We start from the raw sequence: 15,674 nt of genomic DNA, 5'->3' as shown, positions 1-15,674 counted from the left end.
CCTTATTTTTTAATTGGCAGGAAAACCGAAAACTCGGTATGGCCTGGCCAACTGGTAAATTCAATTTTGCCGGAGTGCTGATCGATCAGGCTGCGCGTGATCGACAGACCCAGCCCGGTGCCACCTTCGCGGCCGCTGACCATCGGATAAAACAGCGTATCCTGCAAATGTGATGGAATGCCGGGACCGTTATCTTCGACATCAATTCTGGCGGCCAGGCGGTAGCGAACGCCATGTAGCGTTAACTGAAAAGCGGTGCGGGTGCGCAGGACTATTTCGCCCCCTTCTGACCCGAGGGCCTGAAGCGCATTACGCACGATATTAAGAAGAACTTGCTCAATCTGGTCGGGATCGTGCGGCAGTTCCGGCAGACTTGGATCATAGTCGCGTATCAGAGTGACGTTTTGCGGCAGCTCCATCGAAACCAGCTTCACCACGCGCTCAGCCACTTTATGAATGCTCTCGGTAACGTGCGTACCGGGATGCTGCGGGCCAAGCAGGCGATCGACCAGATTACGCAGGCGGTCGGCCTGTTCAATGATGACGTTGGTATATTCGATGAGCGCGGGGTCGGGCAGCGCTTTGCTCAGCAGCTGTGCTGCGCCGCGCAGGCCACCCAGCGGGTTTTTGATCTCGTGGGCAAGGCCACGCACCAGATCGCGCGCGGCAATCTGCTGGGCGTGCTGTAGCTGCTCCTGGCTGAGGCGACGTTGATTGTCCATCGGTGCCATCTCCAGCAGGATAAAACCGTCAGGCAGCCGCTGCGCGGTGAGCGAAAGAATATGTGAGCGACCGTCGATAACCAGCGTCACTTCGTTATCGGTGAACCCCTGGCCGGTTTGCAGGCTTTCCTGCATTAAACCGACGTTGAGCGAGAAATAGCTCAGAAGCTCGGGAAGCGGCGTGCCGAAAAGTTTACGCGCGCTCTGCGCCAGCAACTGCTGCGCCGCAGGGTTCGCATAGTGAACGGCCAGGTCGTCATCGACCAGTAAGATGCTGTTGATTAACGAGTTAAGGATCTGCCCAGCATCGGGCAGCGCGCCTGTTGCCATTTAGCAGTCTCCTGAAAAGGCTTGCACTCTTTTAGTGCAGTATAGCTTTTTACGGATAAAAAGCGCGGGAAATCAGGTTGTTGGTGGAGAAAAAAGCCCATCCTGAGATGGGCTGAAAGTTTCCACGGCAACTCAATTCCCGAGTATCGCGTCAGCACCCATCGGCAGTGACGCGACATCATCGGGAAAGTACAACTCAAAACGTATTAGACGCTGTAGTACAGCTCGAACTCAACCGGGTGCGGAGTCATCCGAACGCGATCGTTTTCTTCAGTGCGCAGCGTGATGTAAGCGTCGATAGCTTCATCAGTGAATACGCCGCCCGCAGTCAGGAACTCACGGTCTGCATCGAGAGCCTGCAGCGCTTCTTCCAGAGAGCCAGCAACCTGTGGGATCTCTTTCGCTTCTTCCGGCGGCAGGTCGTACAGGTTTTTGTCCATCGCTTCGCCCGGGTGGATCTTGTTCTTGATACCGTCAAGGCCAGCCATCAGCAGCGCGGCGAAGCACAGGTACGGGTTAGCAGCCGGGTCCGGGAAGCGCACTTCGATACGACGCGCTTTCGGAGAAGCCACTACCGGAATACGGATAGAAGCAGAACGGTTACGGGCAGAGTAAGCCAGCATTACCGGCGCTTCGTAACCCGGGACCAGACGCTTGTAAGAGTTGGTGGTCGGGTTCGCCAGGGCGTTGATCGCTTTAGCGTGTTTGATAACGCCGCCGATGTAGTACAGCGCCTGCTCAGACAGACCCGCATATTTGTCACCGGAGAACAGGTTTACGCCGTTCTTGGACAGGGACATGTGGCAGTGCATGCCGGAACCGTTATCGCCAAACATTGGCTTTGGCATAAAGGTCGCGGTTTTACCGAAGCGGTGAGCGACGTTGTGAACCACATATTTGTAGATCTGAATTTCGTCCGCTTTTTTGGTCATGGTGTTGAAGCGGGTCGCGATTTCGTTCTGGCCAGCGGTCGCCACTTCGTGGTGGTGCGCTTCAACGACCAGACCCATTTCTTCCATGATCAGACACATGGTAGAACGGATGTCCTGAGAAGAATCTACCGGAGGAACCGGGAAGTAACCGCCTTTCACGCCAGGACGGTGACCTTTGTTACCACCTTCGTATTTGGTGGAAGAGTTCCATGCGCCTTCGATATCATCGATAGCCACGTGGGAACCGGAGATAGATGCGCCGAAACGGATGTCGTCAAACAGGAAGAATTCTGGCTCTGGCCCGAACAGAACGGTGTCTGCGATGCCGGTCGCGCGCAGGTACTCTTCAGCGCGTTTAGCGATGGAGCGCGGGTCACGGTCGTAGCCCTGCAGGGTGCCTGGTTCCAGGATGTCACAACGAATAATCAGGGTAGACTCTTCAAAGAACGGGTCGATGAGAGCGGTAGATGCGTCCGGCATCAGAACCATGTCAGATTCGTTAATGCCTTTCCAGCCGCCGATAGAGGAGCCGTCAAACATTTTGCCTTCTTCGAAGAATTCGGCATTCACCTGATGGGCAGGAATCGTGACGTGCTGTTCTTTACCTTTGGTATCGGTGAAGCGCAGATCGACAAACTTCACTTCATGTTCATTCAGCATCGTCAAAACGTGTTCAGCGGACATACTTTACATCTCCCGGATTTGTCATTGTCGTCGTCGTGGTAACGAGGTCTTCTATCACTGCATAAAAATGGCGTTGTTGCCGTGAAAAATATAAAGCGAAATCTGTGCCAACTTTTAAATCACCCCCAAAAGGCGCTATCATGCGCACCATAGTGCAAAAGGGCTGCACCATGATAGCCGTTTTGCACCATTATAGTGCTTACACGCGAGCGTTGAGCACCATATTGGTGCAAATTGTGATTAGGTGCCCTTTTTATGCGCCGTGAAAGCGATCACAAAGAAACTCTGCGATACTTGTTTGCGGAGGATCTCTGTGATCCTGTTTTGTAGTGCGATTAATCCGTGTACAATAACGCGCTATTTCTAATGCCCGAGGCAAAGTTGTGATCGAAAATTTGCGTAACATCGCCATCATTGCTCACGTTGACCATGGTAAAACTACCCTAGTTGATAAGCTGCTGCAGCAATCCGGTACGTTCGACGAGCGTGCTGAAACTCAAGAGCGTGTGATGGACTCCAACGATTTGGAGAAAGAGCGTGGGATTACCATCCTCGCAAAAAACACCGCTATCAAATGGAATGACTACCGTATCAACATCGTTGATACCCCGGGGCACGCCGACTTCGGTGGTGAAGTTGAGCGCGTTATGTCCATGGTTGACTCCGTGCTGCTGGTAGTTGATGCCTTTGATGGCCCGATGCCGCAAACGCGCTTCGTGACCAAAAAAGCATTTGCTCACGGCCTGAAGCCAATTGTTGTCATCAACAAGGTTGACCGTCCGGGCGCGCGTCCTGATTGGGTTGTTGACCAGGTCTTCGACCTGTTCGTTAACCTCGACGCGACCGACGAGCAGCTGGACTTCCCGATCATCTACGCTTCGGCGCTGAACGGTATCGCGGGTCTGGATCACGAAGACATGGCTGAAGACATGACCCCGCTGTATCAGGCGATTGTTGACCATGTACCGGCACCGGACGTAGACCTTGATGGTCCGCTGCAGATGCAGATCTCCCAGCTGGACTACAACAACTACGTTGGCGTTATCGGTATCGGCCGCATCAAACGCGGTAAAGTGAAACCGAACCAGCAGATCACTATCATCGATAGCGAAGGCAAAACCCGTAACGGTAAAGTTGGTAAAGTACTGACTCACCTGGGTCTGGAACGTATCGACAGCACCCTCGCGGAAGCTGGTGACATCATCGCCATCACCGGTCTGGGCGAGCTGAACATCTCCGACACCATCTGCGACCCGCAGAACGTCGAAGCGCTGCCGGCACTGTCCGTCGATGAACCGACCGTTTCTATGTTCTTCTGCGTTAACACCTCTCCGTTCTGTGGCAAAGAAGGTAAATTCGTTACCTCTCGTCAGATCCTTGACCGCCTGAACAAAGAGCTGGTGCACAACGTAGCGCTGCGCGTTGAAGAAACCGCTGACGCCGATGCGTTCCGCGTTTCTGGCCGTGGTGAACTGCACCTGTCCGTTCTGATTGAAAACATGCGTCGTGAAGGTTTCGAACTGGCGGTATCCCGTCCGAAAGTTATCTTCCGCGAAATCGATGGCCGCAAACAAGAGCCATACGAGAACGTAACGCTGGACGTCGAAGAGCAGCACCAGGGTTCTGTCATGCAGGCACTGGGCGAGCGTAAAGGCGACCTGAAAAACATGAATCCAGACGGTAAAGGCCGCGTACGTCTCGACTACGTGATCCCAAGCCGTGGTCTGATCGGTTTCCGTTCAGAATTCATGACCATGACTTCCGGTACCGGTCTGCTGTACTCCACCTTCAGTCACTATGACGATATCCGTCAGGGCGAAGTGGGCCAGCGCCAGAACGGCGTACTGATCTCCAACGGTCAGGGTAAAGCGGTTGCGTTTGCACTGTTCAGCCTGCAGGACCGCGGCAAGCTGTTCCTGGGCCACGGCGCAGAAGTTTACGAAGGCCAGATCATCGGTATTCACAGCCGTTCTAACGACCTGACCGTAAACTGCCTGACCGGTAAGAAACTGACCAACATGCGTGCATCCGGTACGGATGAAGCGGTTGTTCTGGTTCCGCCTATCCGCATGACTCTGGAGCAAGCTCTGGAGTTCATCGATGATGACGAACTGGTCGAAGTGACTCCGCAGTCTATTCGTATCCGTAAACGTCACCTGACGGAAAACGACCGTCGTCGCGCAATGCGCGGTGCGAAAGAAGAGTAATCTTCTTTTTTCCGTGACCAAAACCCTGCCTTATGGCGGGGTTTTTCTTTTTCTGATAGCGCGCTTTTGCTCATGGTCAAACCCCACCTTTCCCGCTACAGTAAAAATTCCACGGCGTGAACGGAGGCAAAAATGCTCTATATCTTTGATTTAGGTAATGTGATTGTCGACATTGATTTCAACCGTGTTCTGGGAACGTGGAGCGACCTTGCCCGTGTGCCGCTGGCGCAGTTGAAGCAGCGCTTTACGATGGGAGAGGCATTTCACCAGCATGAACGCGGTGAAATATCGGATGAAGCTTTTGCGAAGGCGATGTGTCACGACCTGGAACTTCCGCTGAGCTACGAACAGTTTGCCCACGGCTGGCAGGCGGTATTCGTCGCGCTGCGTCCCGAAGTTATCGATATCATGCAGACGCTACGCGAGCAGGGGCACCGGGTGGTGGTGCTTTCGAACACCAACGCGCTGCACACCACTTTCTGGCCGGATGAATATCCGCAAATTTATGCTGCCGCTGACCATGTTTACCTCTCTCAGGAGATGGGCATGCGTAAACCAGAGGCCCGTATTTACCAGCGTGTACTTGAGCTGGAAGGTTTTTCTGCCGCCGATGCGGTCTTTTTTGACGATAACGCCGATAATATAGAGGGAGCCAACCAGTTGGGGATCGCCAGCGTACTGGTGACAGGGAGAGAAACCCTGCCTGACTATTTTATGAAGTCGTTATGTTAAAAACCGTTCATCAAAAATGTATTCATCATACCCGGCCGCTGGTGGCGTGGAGTAAATTCCTCTGGCGGCGTATTGAAGAAGATAATATGACGACGCTGGCAGGCAATCTGGCCTATGTGTCGTTGCTTTCACTTGTGCCCCTGGTGGCGGTGATTTTCGCCCTGTTTGCGGCCTTTCCTATGTTCTCGGAAGTGAGTTTGCAAATTCGCCACTTCGTTTTTGCTAACTTCCTGCCCGCGACCGGCGACGTTATTCAGCGCTATATCGAGCAGTTTGTCGCCAACTCCAACAAGATGACCGCGTTTGGCGCCTGTGGTCTGATCATTACCGCGCTGCTGTTGATGTACTCAATCGATAGCGCGCTAAACACCATCTGGCGCAGCAAGCGTACGCGCCCCAGAATTTACTCATTCGCCGTTTACTGGATGATACTCACCCTCGGGCCGCTGCTGGCAGGGGTGAGCCTGGCAATTAGCTCATATCTGCTTTCCCTGCGCTGGGCCAGCGAGCTGCACGGCGTGATTGATAACCTGCTGCGGGTGTTCCCGCTGCTGCTCTCCTGGCTCTCTTTCTGGCTGCTCTACAGCATCGTTCCGACAACACAGGTGCCGAATCGCGATGCGATTGTCGGGGCGCTGGTCGCCGCGCTGCTGCACGAACTCGGTAAGAAAGCCTTCTCGCTCTATATCACCGCATTTCCCTCTTACCAGTTGATTTACGGCGTGCTGGCGGTGATCCCCATTTTGTTTGTCTGGGTCTACTGGACGTGGTGTATCGTCTTGCTTGGCGCAGAAATAACTGTCACTCTCGGTGAATACCGAAAACTGAAATCAGAACAACAAGAAGCAGAAGAACCATGATTGCATTAATTCAGCGCGTCACACGCGCCAGCGTAAGCGTGGCGGACGAGGTGACGGGGGAGATTGGCCCTGGACTACTGGTGCTACTGGGCGTAGAGAAAGACGACGACGAACAGAAAGCGAATCGCCTGTGCGAGCGCGTGCTCGGCTACCGAATTTTTAGCGATGCCGACGGCAAAATGAACCTGAACGTGCAGCAGGCAGGCGGGAGCGTGCTGGTGGTATCACAGTTTACGTTGGCGGCTGATACCGAGCGCGGAATGCGTCCGAGTTTCTCCAAAGGAGCCGCTCCGGATCGCGCAGAAGAACTCTATGAGTACTTTGTGCAGCGCTGTCGCCAGCAGGAGATCAACACGCAAACGGGACGATTCGCTGCGGATATGCAGGTGTCGCTGGTCAATGACGGGCCCGTGACATTCTGGTTACAGGTATGAACCCACTTCCCGGAAGAACGCGGGGGGCAAAAGAGAGCGCGATTATGTACCATCTCCGAGTACCGCAAACGGCAGAAGAGTTAGAGGAATACTACCAGTTTCGCTGGGAAATGCTGCGTAAGCCGCTGCATCAGCCGAAAGGCTCCGAGCGAGACGCCTGGGACGCGATGGCGCACCATCAGATGGTGGTGGATGAACAGGGAAAGCTGGTCGCTGTTGGGCGACTGTACATCAACGCCGATAACGAAGCGTCGATTCGTTTTATGGCTGTCCATCCTGAAGTGCAGGACAAAGGTCTGGGGACACTGATCGCCATGACGCTGGAATCGGTCGCCCGACAGGAAGGCGTGAAGCGCGTAACCTGTAGCGCACGTGAAGATGCCGTGCCGTTTTTCGCCAAGCTGGGCTTCGTGAACCAGGGGGAAATTACCACCCCGCAAACCACGCCGGTGCGCCATTTTCTGATGATTAAACCGGTGGCCTCACTGGACGATATTCTGCATCGCGGTGACTGGTGTGCGCAGCTGCAGCAGGCCTGGTACGATCATATCCCGCTCAGCGAAAAAATGGGCGTGCGTATTCAGCAATACACCGGGCAGAAATTTATCACCACCATGCCGGAAACCGGCAACCAGAATCCACATCACACGCTGTTCGCGGGTAGCCTGTTCTCGCTGGCGACATTGACCGGCTGGGGCCTTATCTGGCTGATGTTGCGCGAGCGCCACCTTGGCGGCACGATTATCTTAGCCGATGCCCATATCCGCTACAGCAGGCCGATCACCGGTAGACCAACGGCGATCGCCGATCTGGGGTCGCTGAGCGGCGATCTGGACCGTCTGGCCCGTGGCCGCAAAGCGCGCGTTCAGCTACAGGTTGAGCTGTTCGGTGATGAAAAAGCGGGCGTGGTATTTGAAGGCACTTATATTGTGCTTCCGGCAAAGCCGTTCGGCGCCTTCGAAGAAGGCGGCAACGAAGAGGAGTAGCGCGAGCCCGCGATTCCTGATGCTATTTATTCACGAGTGGCCGCGGCCGCGCGCCAGGCCACGTCGCATATTGCGTCCCGCGCCGTCTTGCTTACGCCGCCCAGTTGGAAAAATCCGTGGATCACGCCGAGATAGCGCTGGCAAGTACACGCCACGCCCTGGTCGTTCAGGCGGTGATATAGCGCTTCGCCTTCATCACGCAGCGGGTCGAACTCTGCGGTGAGGATATGTACCGGCGGTAAACCGGCAAAATCATCACGCCATAGCGGACTGGCTTCCGGGTGGCGGACGTCGGTACCCTGGAGATACATTTCGAAGCCCGATAGCAGCGTATTGCGGGTGATGATGTAGTCTTGCCCGTTGCTGGTATAGCTAGGGAAACTGGCGGTAGCATCAAGCATCGGGTAGATCAGCAGCAGCTTTGCCGGAGACCATTGGGCGGTGGATTTCAGGCGTAGTGCGCTGACCAATGCCAAATGCCCGCCTGCGCTGTCGCCAGCAAGCGTGATACGTTCACGATCGATACCTAACTGCTCCGCGTATTGATGGACGATATTTGCCCCGCGTTCAGCGTCGTCATGAGCCGCAGGGAAGGTGTGCTCTGGCGCAAGACGATACTGAATGGCAATCACCCTACAGCCGCTTCTCCAGGCCAGCTGCCGTAGCTGGGGGTCGTGAGTCAGAAAACCGCCGCTAACAAAACAGCCGCCGTGATAGTAGAGGATACAGGGCAGCGAACCGGATGCGTTCAGCGGCGAAACGACGCGAAATGTCATGCCTTCCAGCACGATATCTTCCGAACTCACCCGAATTTCTTTCTCGCCTGCCAGCGTCGTGCTGGCAATGTAGCCCGCTCTCCGGTCATCAATATTCTGTTCTCGTGAAGAGGGGCGACCCGCGGCGATAAACCCGGCGACCAGTTCGGCAATTCCTTTTTCCAGTGGCATATAACGCTCCTTTTTCTGTATGTATGTACAGTTTATAACCTGGTTTAATGAGAAGGGAAATGGGTAAATAATGTTGCAGCAGTATTCTGGATAGCTGCTCGCAAAAACGATTATTTCTACAAAATGAGCGTGCCACGTTTAACGAATCGCGAGTATTTTGTTCGCTTATTGAGCATGGATGATATACTTGAGGTATATATAAGCATGATGACGGAAAGGGATATGGGCAGAATACTTCTCGATTTATCGGATGAGGTGATCAGGCGTCTCGATGAACTCAAGCAGCAGCGGAATATGCCACGCGCGGAGCTATTACGTGAAGCGGTAGAAATGTATCTGGAGAAACAAAATCAGGCTGAACAGGCCATTGCCGGCGCGCTTGGGATTTGGCAAGAGTGTGAAGACGATGGCGTTGAATTCGAAAGAAAGCTCCGCGAGGAGTGGACGCGATGAACGGTCCAGTCATCTTTGATACCAATATTTTAATCGATCTGTTCAGTGGCCGGGTTGAAGCTAAAAATACGTTAGATTTGTATCCACCACAGCATGCTATTAGCTTGATTACATGGATGGAGGTGATGGTTGGCGCAAAGCGATTCCATCAGGAGCGACGTACAAGAATGGCCCTGAATGCTTTTGAGGTCATAGAGATATCGCCAGAGATTGCCGAAAAGAGTGTCAACTTGAGGCAGGAATATGGCATGAAGCTGCCGGATGCCATCATTCTGGCAACTGCGCATATACACCGAAGAGAGTTGGTCACGCGTAATACAAAGGATTTTGCCACGCTACCCGGCGTGATAGTGCCTTACGCATTGTAAACCGGGCAGGGACGACCGCCCGGCTTTACCAGAGAACTTACTCCCCTTCCCCTGGGAACAGGAACGGGTTGATAGAGCTACGGGCGAACCCTTCCTGCTCCATCCGCGCGTCCAGCACCAGCGAGGCGAGGTCGTCGGCCACGGCTTCCACTTTCGGGTCCTTTTCCTGATACAGAATCTTCAGGTAGGTACCGCAGTCGCCGCAGCTTTCGGCTTTAATCGCAGCCTGCTCGTTATCCAGAGACCAGTAGTGCAGGTCGCGGCTTTGTTCGCAGTTGCTGCACTTCACGCGCACGACATGCCACTCGGTTTCACACAGGTTGCAGTGCAGATAGCGCAGCCCCTGCGTGGTGCCAATTTGCACCATACTGGAAACCGGCATTGAGCCGCATACCGGGCAGTACTGACGCTGTTCACCGTATTCTGCATGGGCTTTGCCCGGAATCAGGCTGGCCATCTGCGCCCAGTAAAGTGACAAGGCGGCCCAGATGAACGGCGCTTTATCGCTGCTGACGGAGGAGAAATCGGACTCAAACAGCGCGCTGGCCATTTGCTCCAGCTCCTGTTCGGAGGATTTCTCCAGATTTTCAATCACCGCCAGCGCCGGGCCGCTCATTTCCGGTTTCAGTTCGGCAATCATGGAGTGCAGCAGCGTATGCCAGTGCTTATCGCGCGGCAGAACGTGGATATCCAGCGGCGGCTTGCCCTGGTCGTTTGCCTCTTTAAGACGCGCGCTCAGATCCATCCGCAGCGGATGGTCGTACAGAACCACTTCCTGTGCGTGGGCAATCAGCGCCGCAAAGCGTAGGTAGTCGCCCAGCGGGTTGTTCTCTGCCAGCTCGCGCAGACGCTCGGCGCGACGATTGTAGAGGTTCTTGAGTCTGGGGAACAACAACGGCGGAATGACTTCCGCCGTACGTTTCTCGCTCGAACCCAGCTCATCTTGCGGGATTATGCGAATACTCATTCAGATGACTTTTCCTGTTTCTGGCGGACTTCACGGTACCAGCGCGGGTGATGTTTCTTCGCCCACGATTTGGTAACCCATCCTTCCACCATCGCGGTAATGGTGCCTTTCACCCAAAGGGCGGCGTAAATATGCACCATGATAACCACAATTAACGCCACTGCGGCAAATGAATGCAGCATTAGCGCAAATCGGATCACCGGGATTGAGAAAGCAGGCGCAAAGTACGGACGCCAGATAATCACACCGCTTACCAGCAGCAGTACCAGGAAGATAATCGCCGCCCAGAATACGCATTTCTGGCCGAAGTTATAACGCCCGGTGTCACCTACTTCCTCGTTGACGACGATCTTACGAATATTCTTCGCCCAAAAGATATCATCCCGATTGATTAGATTATGGTGCCAGTAGCGGAAAAACATGATGATAAACGACGCAAACATGATAACGCCGACAAACGGGTGCAGAATGCGCGCCAGCTGCGGAGTGCCCATGATTTGCATCAACCAGTTGAAGGACGGGAAGAAAAAGCCCAGCCCGCTCACCGCCGCCAGAATGAAGCAGAAGGCGGTGACCCAGTGGTTGATGCGTTCCGGCGCCGTGTAGCGCACGATGGTGTCACGTCTTTTCATTTGCGCACCTCGTCTTTCTCTTCATCAAGATTATCCTCTTCCTCTTCCGCACGGTTCGGACCGACCCCGACGTAGTGGAAGACGCTCGCGGCGAACGTGGCGGCAAAGCCGATAGCGGCTAACGGTTTCCAGACGCCTTTCCAGAACTTCACGGTAGCGCTGATTTCCGGGTTTTCCGGCAGGCCGTGGTACAGATTCGGCTTGTCGGCATGGTGCAGCACGTACATCACGTGCGTACCGCCAACGCCGGCCGGATCGTACAGCCCTGCATTGTCATAACCACGGGTTTTCAGCTCGGCCACGCGCTCGCCCGCCAGCGTTTTCATCTCCTCTTTGGAGCCAAAGTGGATAGCGCCGGTTGGGCAGGTTTTCACGCAGGCCGGTTCTTGCCCTACGGTCACGCGGTCGACGCACAGCGTACATTTGTAGACGCGGTTGTCTTCCGGGTTAAGACGCGGGACGTTGAACGGGCAGCCAGCGATGCAGTAGCCGCAGCCAATGCACTGCTCGGACTGGAAGTCGACGATACCGTTGGCATACTGAATGATTGCGCCTTCCGATGGGCAGGCCTTCAGGCAGCCTGGGTCAGCGCAGTGCATGCAGCCATCCTTACGGATCAGCCATTCCAGTTTGTCGTTCTGCTCCACTTCCGAGAAGCGCATGACCGTCCAGGATTTAGCGGTCAGATCGGCGGGGTTATCGTACACCCCGACGTTGCTGCCGATTTCATCACGGATGTCGTTCCACTCCGAGCACGCCACCTGACAGGCCTTACAGCCGATACAGGTGGTGACGTCGATAAGTTTTGCCACCTCTTCCTGGTGATCCCGCGCGCGCGGCGCGGGAGTGAAACCGTTAGTGGCGGAACGACGAATAATATCTTGCGATTGATAAGCCATAGGTCGTCTCCGTTACACCTTTTCCACGTTCACGAGGAAGGACTTAAATTCCGGCGTTTGCGTGTTCGCATCGCCGACGAATGGCGTCAACGTATTGGCAATAAAGCCTTTTTTCGCTACGCCTTCGTAGCCCCAGTGGATTGGAATACCGATAGTATCGATATCCTTACCGTCCACTTTCAGCGTGCGGATACGCTTGGTCACCACCGCCTTAGCTTTAATATAGCCACGGTTGGAGGAGACTTTGACGGTATCGCCGTGGGCGATGCCGAGCTTATCTGCCAGCTTTTCACCGATCTCCACAAACTGTTCCGGCTGTGCAATGGCGTTAAGCAGCGCATGCTTGGTCCAGTAGTGGAAGTGTTCGGTCAGACGATAGGTGGTACCGACGTACGGGAATTTGTCCGCTTTTCCTAACGCTTCCTTGTCGCCTTTAAAGATACGGGCGGCAGGGTTGGAAATCACGTTCGGGTGCAGCGGGTTCGTCCCCAGCGGCGTTTCAAACGGCTCGTAGTGCTCCGGGAACGGACCTTCTGCCATCTTATCGAGGGCAAACAGGCGACCCATCCCTTCCGGCTGCATGATGAACGGCCCGACGTTGCTGCCCGGCGCCGCGGCGCTGTAGTCCGGGATATCCACGCCGCCCCACTTCGCGCCGTCCCATTTCAGGAGCTGGCGTTTTGGATCCCACGGGTTGCCCTGCGGGTCCGCGGAAGCGCGGTTATACAGAATACGGCGGTTGAGCGGCCACGCCCAGGCCCAGCCCAGCGTGTTGCCAAGGCCGGATGGGTCGGCGTTATCGCGGCGCGCCATCTGGTTGCCTTCCGGCGTCCAGCTACCGGCGAAGATCCAGCAGCCGCTGGCGGTTGTCCCGTCATCACGCAGTTGGGCAAACGAGCTGAGCTGTTGGCCTTTTTTCACGATAACCGCACCGGTTGCCGGGTCGATAATATCGGCCAGCGCCTTACCGTTGCTCTCCATCGCCACTTCCTCGGAAGCCGGTTCATTTGGCGTCGAGTAGTTCCAGGTCATGTTCAGCACGGGCTCTGGCGCCGGGCCGCCTTCTTCGGCATACATCTTACGCAGACGCATGAAGATACCGGCGAGGATCTCACCGTCGGTGATCGCATCCCCAGGGGCATCCGCGCCTTTCCAGTGCCACTGCAGCCAGCGTCCGGAGTTAACGATAGAACCGTTCTCCTCGGCAAAGCAGGTGGACGGCAGACGGAACACTTCGGTCTGGATTTTCGACGGATCAACATCGTTCGACTCACCGTGGTTCTGCCAGAAGGTCGAGGTTTCGGTGTTGAGCGGGTCGATGGTCACCAGATACTTCAGTTTTGACAACGAGGCGACAATCTTATTTTTGTTCGGGAATGAGGCAACCGGGTTGAAGCCCTGGCAGATATAACCGTTGACCAGGCCCTGATTCATCATCTCGAAGTATTGAAGAACGTCGTAGCCTTTGTCCCATTTCGGTAGCCAGTCAAAGCCCCAGCTGTTTTCCGCCGTGGCTTTATCCCCGTAGAACGATTTCATCATTGAGACGAAGAACTTCGGATAGTTGCCCCAATAGTTAACCTGGCCGTCCAGCAGCGGTTTTGGCGTGTTGGCGGTCAGATAGGTTTGCAGGTCAGCCTGTTTTTCACTTGGCAGCGTCATATAGCCCGGCAGGCTCTGTGACAGCAAGCCTAAGTCGGTCAGCCCCTGAATGTTGGAGTGCCCGCGCAGGGCGTTTACGCCGCCGCCTGCCATCCCCATATTGCCCAGCAGCAGCTGAATCATTGCCATGGTACGGATGTTTTGCGCGCCGATGGAGTGCTGCGTCCAGCCAAGTGCATAAAGGAACGAGGCGGTTTTGTCGTGGGCGCTGGTTTCGGCGATGTATTCGCACACTTTCAGGAAGTCAGCTTTTGGCGTACCGCAAATCTTCTCAACCATTTCCGGTGTGTAGCGCGAAATGTGCTGTTTCAGCAGATTCCAGACGCAGCGCGGATGGGTGAGGGTGGCGTCCCGTTTCGCGTGACCGTTTTCATCCAGCTCGTAGTTCCAGGAAGTCTTATCGTACTTGCGCGTTTCCGGGTCATAACCGCTGAACAGGCCGTCGTCGAAGCTAAAGTCTTCGCGCACGATAAGGCTGGCGTTGGTATACGCCTCGGTGTACTCGCGGTTGAATTTTTCGTTGTTCAACAGGTACAGCATCACGCCTGACAGGAAGGTAATGTCAGTACCGGAGCGAATTGGGGCGTAGAAATCCGCCACCGACGCGGTACGCGTAAAGCGGGGATCGATAACAATCAGCTTAGCGCCGTTGTGAATTTTGGCTTCCATCGCCCAGCGGAACCCGACCGGGTGAGCTTCAGCGGCATTACCGCCCATCACCACAATAAGGTTGGCGTTCTTGATGTCGACCCAGTGGTTGGTCATCGCACCGCGACCAAATGTTGGAGCAAGACTTGCTACCGTTGGTCCGTGTCAGACACGCGCCTGGTTGTCGACCGCGAGCATACCGAGTGCACGCGTAAATTTCTGGGTTAAATAGCCGGTTTCGTTGCTGGACGCCGAGGCACACAGCATACCGGTCGTGAGCCAGCGGTTAACGGTGGTGCCGGCATCGTTTTTTTCGACGAAGTTGGCGTCGCGGTCAGCCTTCATCAGCTTAGCGATACGATCGAACGCGTCATCCCAGCTGATTTGCTGCCATTTATCAGAGCCAGGTGCGCGATATTCAGGGTACTTAAGACGGCTTTCTGAGTGGATAAAGTCCACCAGACCTGCACCTTTAGGGCACAGTGCACCACGGTTTACCGGGTGATCCGGATCCCCTTCGATGTGGAAAATCGAGGCTTTCGCATTTTTTGCGCCGTCGCCGAGGCTATACATTAAAAGCCCACAGCCGACAGAGCAGTAAGTGCAGGTGTTACGGGTCTCACGAGTACGCAGCAATTTATACTGCCGTGTTTCCGCGAGTGCGATGCTCGGGGCAAAGCCCAGTGCTGCTGCCGTGGTTCCTGCCATACCGCCAGCGCAGATCTTAAAGAACTGCCTTCTGCTGACCTGCATGGTTCACTCCTTGTTTCGACATTGTCATTGCTTGTAGTTGTTCTTCGCCATATCGCGGCAAAGATGCTGAATAATGCGATGCCCTCAGTTCCAGGAGGGCTTTGATCCAGAATACCACATTATCGGTAGGCTTGTTCCAACGCGGTTAATGGCAGGTGAATTGATTTTGTATGCATTAACATTGAACTGTGATATCGATCGCAATTTAGCCGAAATGAAACATCACCCAGGCGCGCCCTCAACGACTTTAACCATAAGGGATTAATGAGCCGGTCTGGCGCAATCAGCGGCGAAATAAATTAAGATTGTGCGTTATTGCACCACAAACTTGATCCATAATAAGCCTCAATTCCCTGATGTTGTGATGGAATAGACGCCCCTTATTTTTACGCCGTTCAGAGTATTTGCCGTGTTTAATGTTAAAGATGAAGTCGAGCCCTCGTTACAGCTGGTTGGCG

General features: G+C 54.7%; 14 protein-coding genes. 7 read left to right on the top strand and 7 right to left on the bottom strand.

What is annotated here, in order from left to right; translation table 11 throughout:
* Nucleotides 1-2: 2 nt before the first annotated feature.
* A complete protein-coding gene (gene glnL / locus M989_RS00420) occupies nucleotides 3-1,052 on the bottom strand; it encodes a nitrogen regulation protein NR(II) (protein ID WP_064540492.1) in 1,050 nt (349 codons plus the stop codon).
* Nucleotides 1,053-1,258: 206 nt separating this feature from the next.
* Entirely contained in the window at nucleotides 1,259-2,668 is a 1,410-nt protein-coding gene (glnA, locus tag M989_RS00415) for a glutamate--ammonia ligase (protein WP_064540489.1), read from the bottom strand.
* Nucleotides 2,669-3,051: 383 nt separating this feature from the next.
* On the opposite strand from glnA, the gene typA reads away from it, so the two are divergent.
* The 5 genes from typA to fabY all read left to right on the top strand — a co-directional run bounded on the left by typA (nucleotide 3,052) and on the right by fabY (nucleotide 7,887).
* Nucleotides 3,052-4,875, top strand: coding sequence for a ribosome-dependent GTPase TypA (gene typA, locus M989_RS00410; protein WP_064540486.1), 1,824 nt, complete (start codon nucleotides 3,052-3,054; stop codon nucleotides 4,873-4,875).
* A 132-nt stretch (nucleotides 4,876-5,007) separates the two neighbouring features.
* The gene (gene yihX / locus M989_RS00405) at nucleotides 5,008-5,607 is read left to right on the top strand and encodes a glucose-1-phosphatase (protein WP_064540483.1); all 600 of its coding nucleotides are present in this window, start codon (nucleotides 5,008-5,010) and stop codon (nucleotides 5,605-5,607) included.
* The gene (locus M989_RS00400) at nucleotides 5,601-6,467 is read left to right on the top strand and encodes a virulence factor BrkB family protein (protein ID WP_064540481.1); all 867 of its coding nucleotides are present in this window, start codon (nucleotides 5,601-5,603) and stop codon (nucleotides 6,465-6,467) included. Before yihX ends, M989_RS00400 begins: the two co-directional genes overlap by 7 nt.
* Nucleotides 6,464-6,901, top strand: coding sequence for a D-aminoacyl-tRNA deacylase (dtd, locus tag M989_RS00395; protein ID WP_064540478.1), 438 nt, complete (start codon nucleotides 6,464-6,466; stop codon nucleotides 6,899-6,901). Before M989_RS00400 ends, dtd begins: the two co-directional genes overlap by 4 nt.
* A 44-nt stretch (nucleotides 6,902-6,945) precedes the next feature.
* The gene (gene fabY / locus M989_RS00390) at nucleotides 6,946-7,887 is read left to right on the top strand and encodes a fatty acid biosynthesis protein FabY (protein WP_064540475.1); all 942 of its coding nucleotides are present in this window, start codon (nucleotides 6,946-6,948) and stop codon (nucleotides 7,885-7,887) included.
* Nucleotides 7,888-7,913: 26 nt separating this feature from the next.
* On the opposite strand, the gene M989_RS00385 is transcribed toward fabY, so the two are convergent.
* Nucleotides 7,914-8,834, bottom strand: a complete 921-nt coding sequence (locus M989_RS00385) for an alpha/beta hydrolase (protein WP_064540472.1) — start codon at nucleotides 8,832-8,834, stop codon at nucleotides 7,914-7,916.
* Nucleotides 8,835-9,038: 204 nt separating this feature from the next.
* Here M989_RS00385 and M989_RS00380 point away from each other — a divergent pair, with 204 nt between their 5' ends.
* Together M989_RS00380 and M989_RS00375 are read left to right on the top strand one after the other, a co-directional pair.
* The gene (locus M989_RS00380) at nucleotides 9,039-9,287 is read left to right on the top strand and encodes a ribbon-helix-helix domain-containing protein (RefSeq protein WP_064540541.1); all 249 of its coding nucleotides are present in this window, start codon (nucleotides 9,039-9,041) and stop codon (nucleotides 9,285-9,287) included.
* Entirely contained in the window at nucleotides 9,284-9,655 is a 372-nt protein-coding gene (locus M989_RS00375; RefSeq protein ID WP_064540469.1) for a type II toxin-antitoxin system VapC family toxin, read from the top strand. The genes M989_RS00380 and M989_RS00375 overlap by 4 nt, the downstream gene beginning before the upstream one ends.
* A 37-nt stretch (nucleotides 9,656-9,692) precedes the next feature.
* On the opposite strand, the gene fdhE is transcribed toward M989_RS00375, so the two are convergent.
* Genes fdhE through fdnG form a run of 4 tightly spaced genes read right to left on the bottom strand, consistent with a single transcriptional unit; the run spans nucleotide 9,693 to nucleotide 15,216 of the window.
* On the bottom strand, nucleotides 9,693-10,622 hold the full coding sequence (gene fdhE, locus M989_RS00370) for a formate dehydrogenase accessory protein FdhE (protein ID WP_061380387.1): 930 nt from the start codon (nucleotides 10,620-10,622) through the stop codon (nucleotides 9,693-9,695).
* Nucleotides 10,619-11,254, bottom strand: a complete 636-nt coding sequence (gene fdoI / locus M989_RS00365; protein WP_064540466.1) for a formate dehydrogenase cytochrome b556 subunit — start codon at nucleotides 11,252-11,254, stop codon at nucleotides 10,619-10,621. Before fdoI ends, fdhE begins: the two co-directional genes overlap by 4 nt.
* Nucleotides 11,251-12,153: a formate dehydrogenase subunit beta gene (gene fdxH / locus M989_RS00360; RefSeq protein ID WP_064540463.1), complete on the bottom strand. Its 903-nt coding sequence runs from the start codon at nucleotides 12,151-12,153 to the stop codon at nucleotides 11,251-11,253. Before fdxH ends, fdoI begins: the two co-directional genes overlap by 4 nt.
* Nucleotides 12,154-12,165: 12 nt before the next feature.
* Nucleotides 12,166-15,216, bottom strand: coding sequence for a formate dehydrogenase-N subunit alpha (gene fdnG, locus M989_RS00355; protein ID WP_157093497.1), 3,051 nt, complete (start codon nucleotides 15,214-15,216; stop codon nucleotides 12,166-12,168).
* Nucleotides 15,217-15,674 lie beyond the last annotated feature (458 nt).

It is taken from the genome of Kluyvera georgiana ATCC 51603, from assembly GCF_001654985.1.
GTDB lineage: Bacteria > Pseudomonadota > Gammaproteobacteria > Enterobacterales > Enterobacteriaceae > Kluyvera > Kluyvera georgiana.
Note: the sequence above shows the minus strand (reverse complement) of the source record. Positions and strands in the feature narration are given on the sequence as shown.

Bases quoted from the DNA above. Each gene is read 5' to 3' on its own strand.
- glnL (WP_064540492.1), bottom strand. From the start codon at position 1,052: ATGGCAACAGGCGCGCTGCCCGATGCTGGGCAGATCCTTAACTCGTTA.
- glnA (WP_064540489.1), bottom strand. From the start codon at position 2,668: ATGTCCGCTGAACACGTTTTGACGATGCTGAATGAACATGAAGTGAAG.
- yihX (WP_064540483.1), top strand. From the start codon at position 5,008: ATGCTCTATATCTTTGATTTAGGTAATGTGATTGTCGACATTGATTTC.
- M989_RS00400 (WP_064540481.1), top strand. From the start codon at position 5,601: ATGTTAAAAACCGTTCATCAAAAATGTATTCATCATACCCGGCCGCTG.
- dtd (WP_064540478.1), top strand. From the start codon at position 6,464: ATGATTGCATTAATTCAGCGCGTCACACGCGCCAGCGTAAGCGTGGCG.
- fabY (WP_064540475.1), top strand. From the start codon at position 6,946: ATGTACCATCTCCGAGTACCGCAAACGGCAGAAGAGTTAGAGGAATAC.
- M989_RS00385 (WP_064540472.1), bottom strand. From the start codon at position 8,834: ATGCCACTGGAAAAAGGAATTGCCGAACTGGTCGCCGGGTTTATCGCC.
- M989_RS00380 (WP_064540541.1), top strand. From the start codon at position 9,039: ATGATGACGGAAAGGGATATGGGCAGAATACTTCTCGATTTATCGGAT.
- M989_RS00375 (WP_064540469.1), top strand. From the start codon at position 9,284: ATGAACGGTCCAGTCATCTTTGATACCAATATTTTAATCGATCTGTTC.
- fdhE (WP_061380387.1), bottom strand. From the start codon at position 10,622: ATGAGTATTCGCATAATCCCGCAAGATGAGCTGGGTTCGAGCGAGAAA.
- fdoI (WP_064540466.1), bottom strand. From the start codon at position 11,254: ATGAAAAGACGTGACACCATCGTGCGCTACACGGCGCCGGAACGCATC.
- fdxH (WP_064540463.1), bottom strand. From the start codon at position 12,153: ATGGCTTATCAATCGCAAGATATTATTCGTCGTTCCGCCACTAACGGT.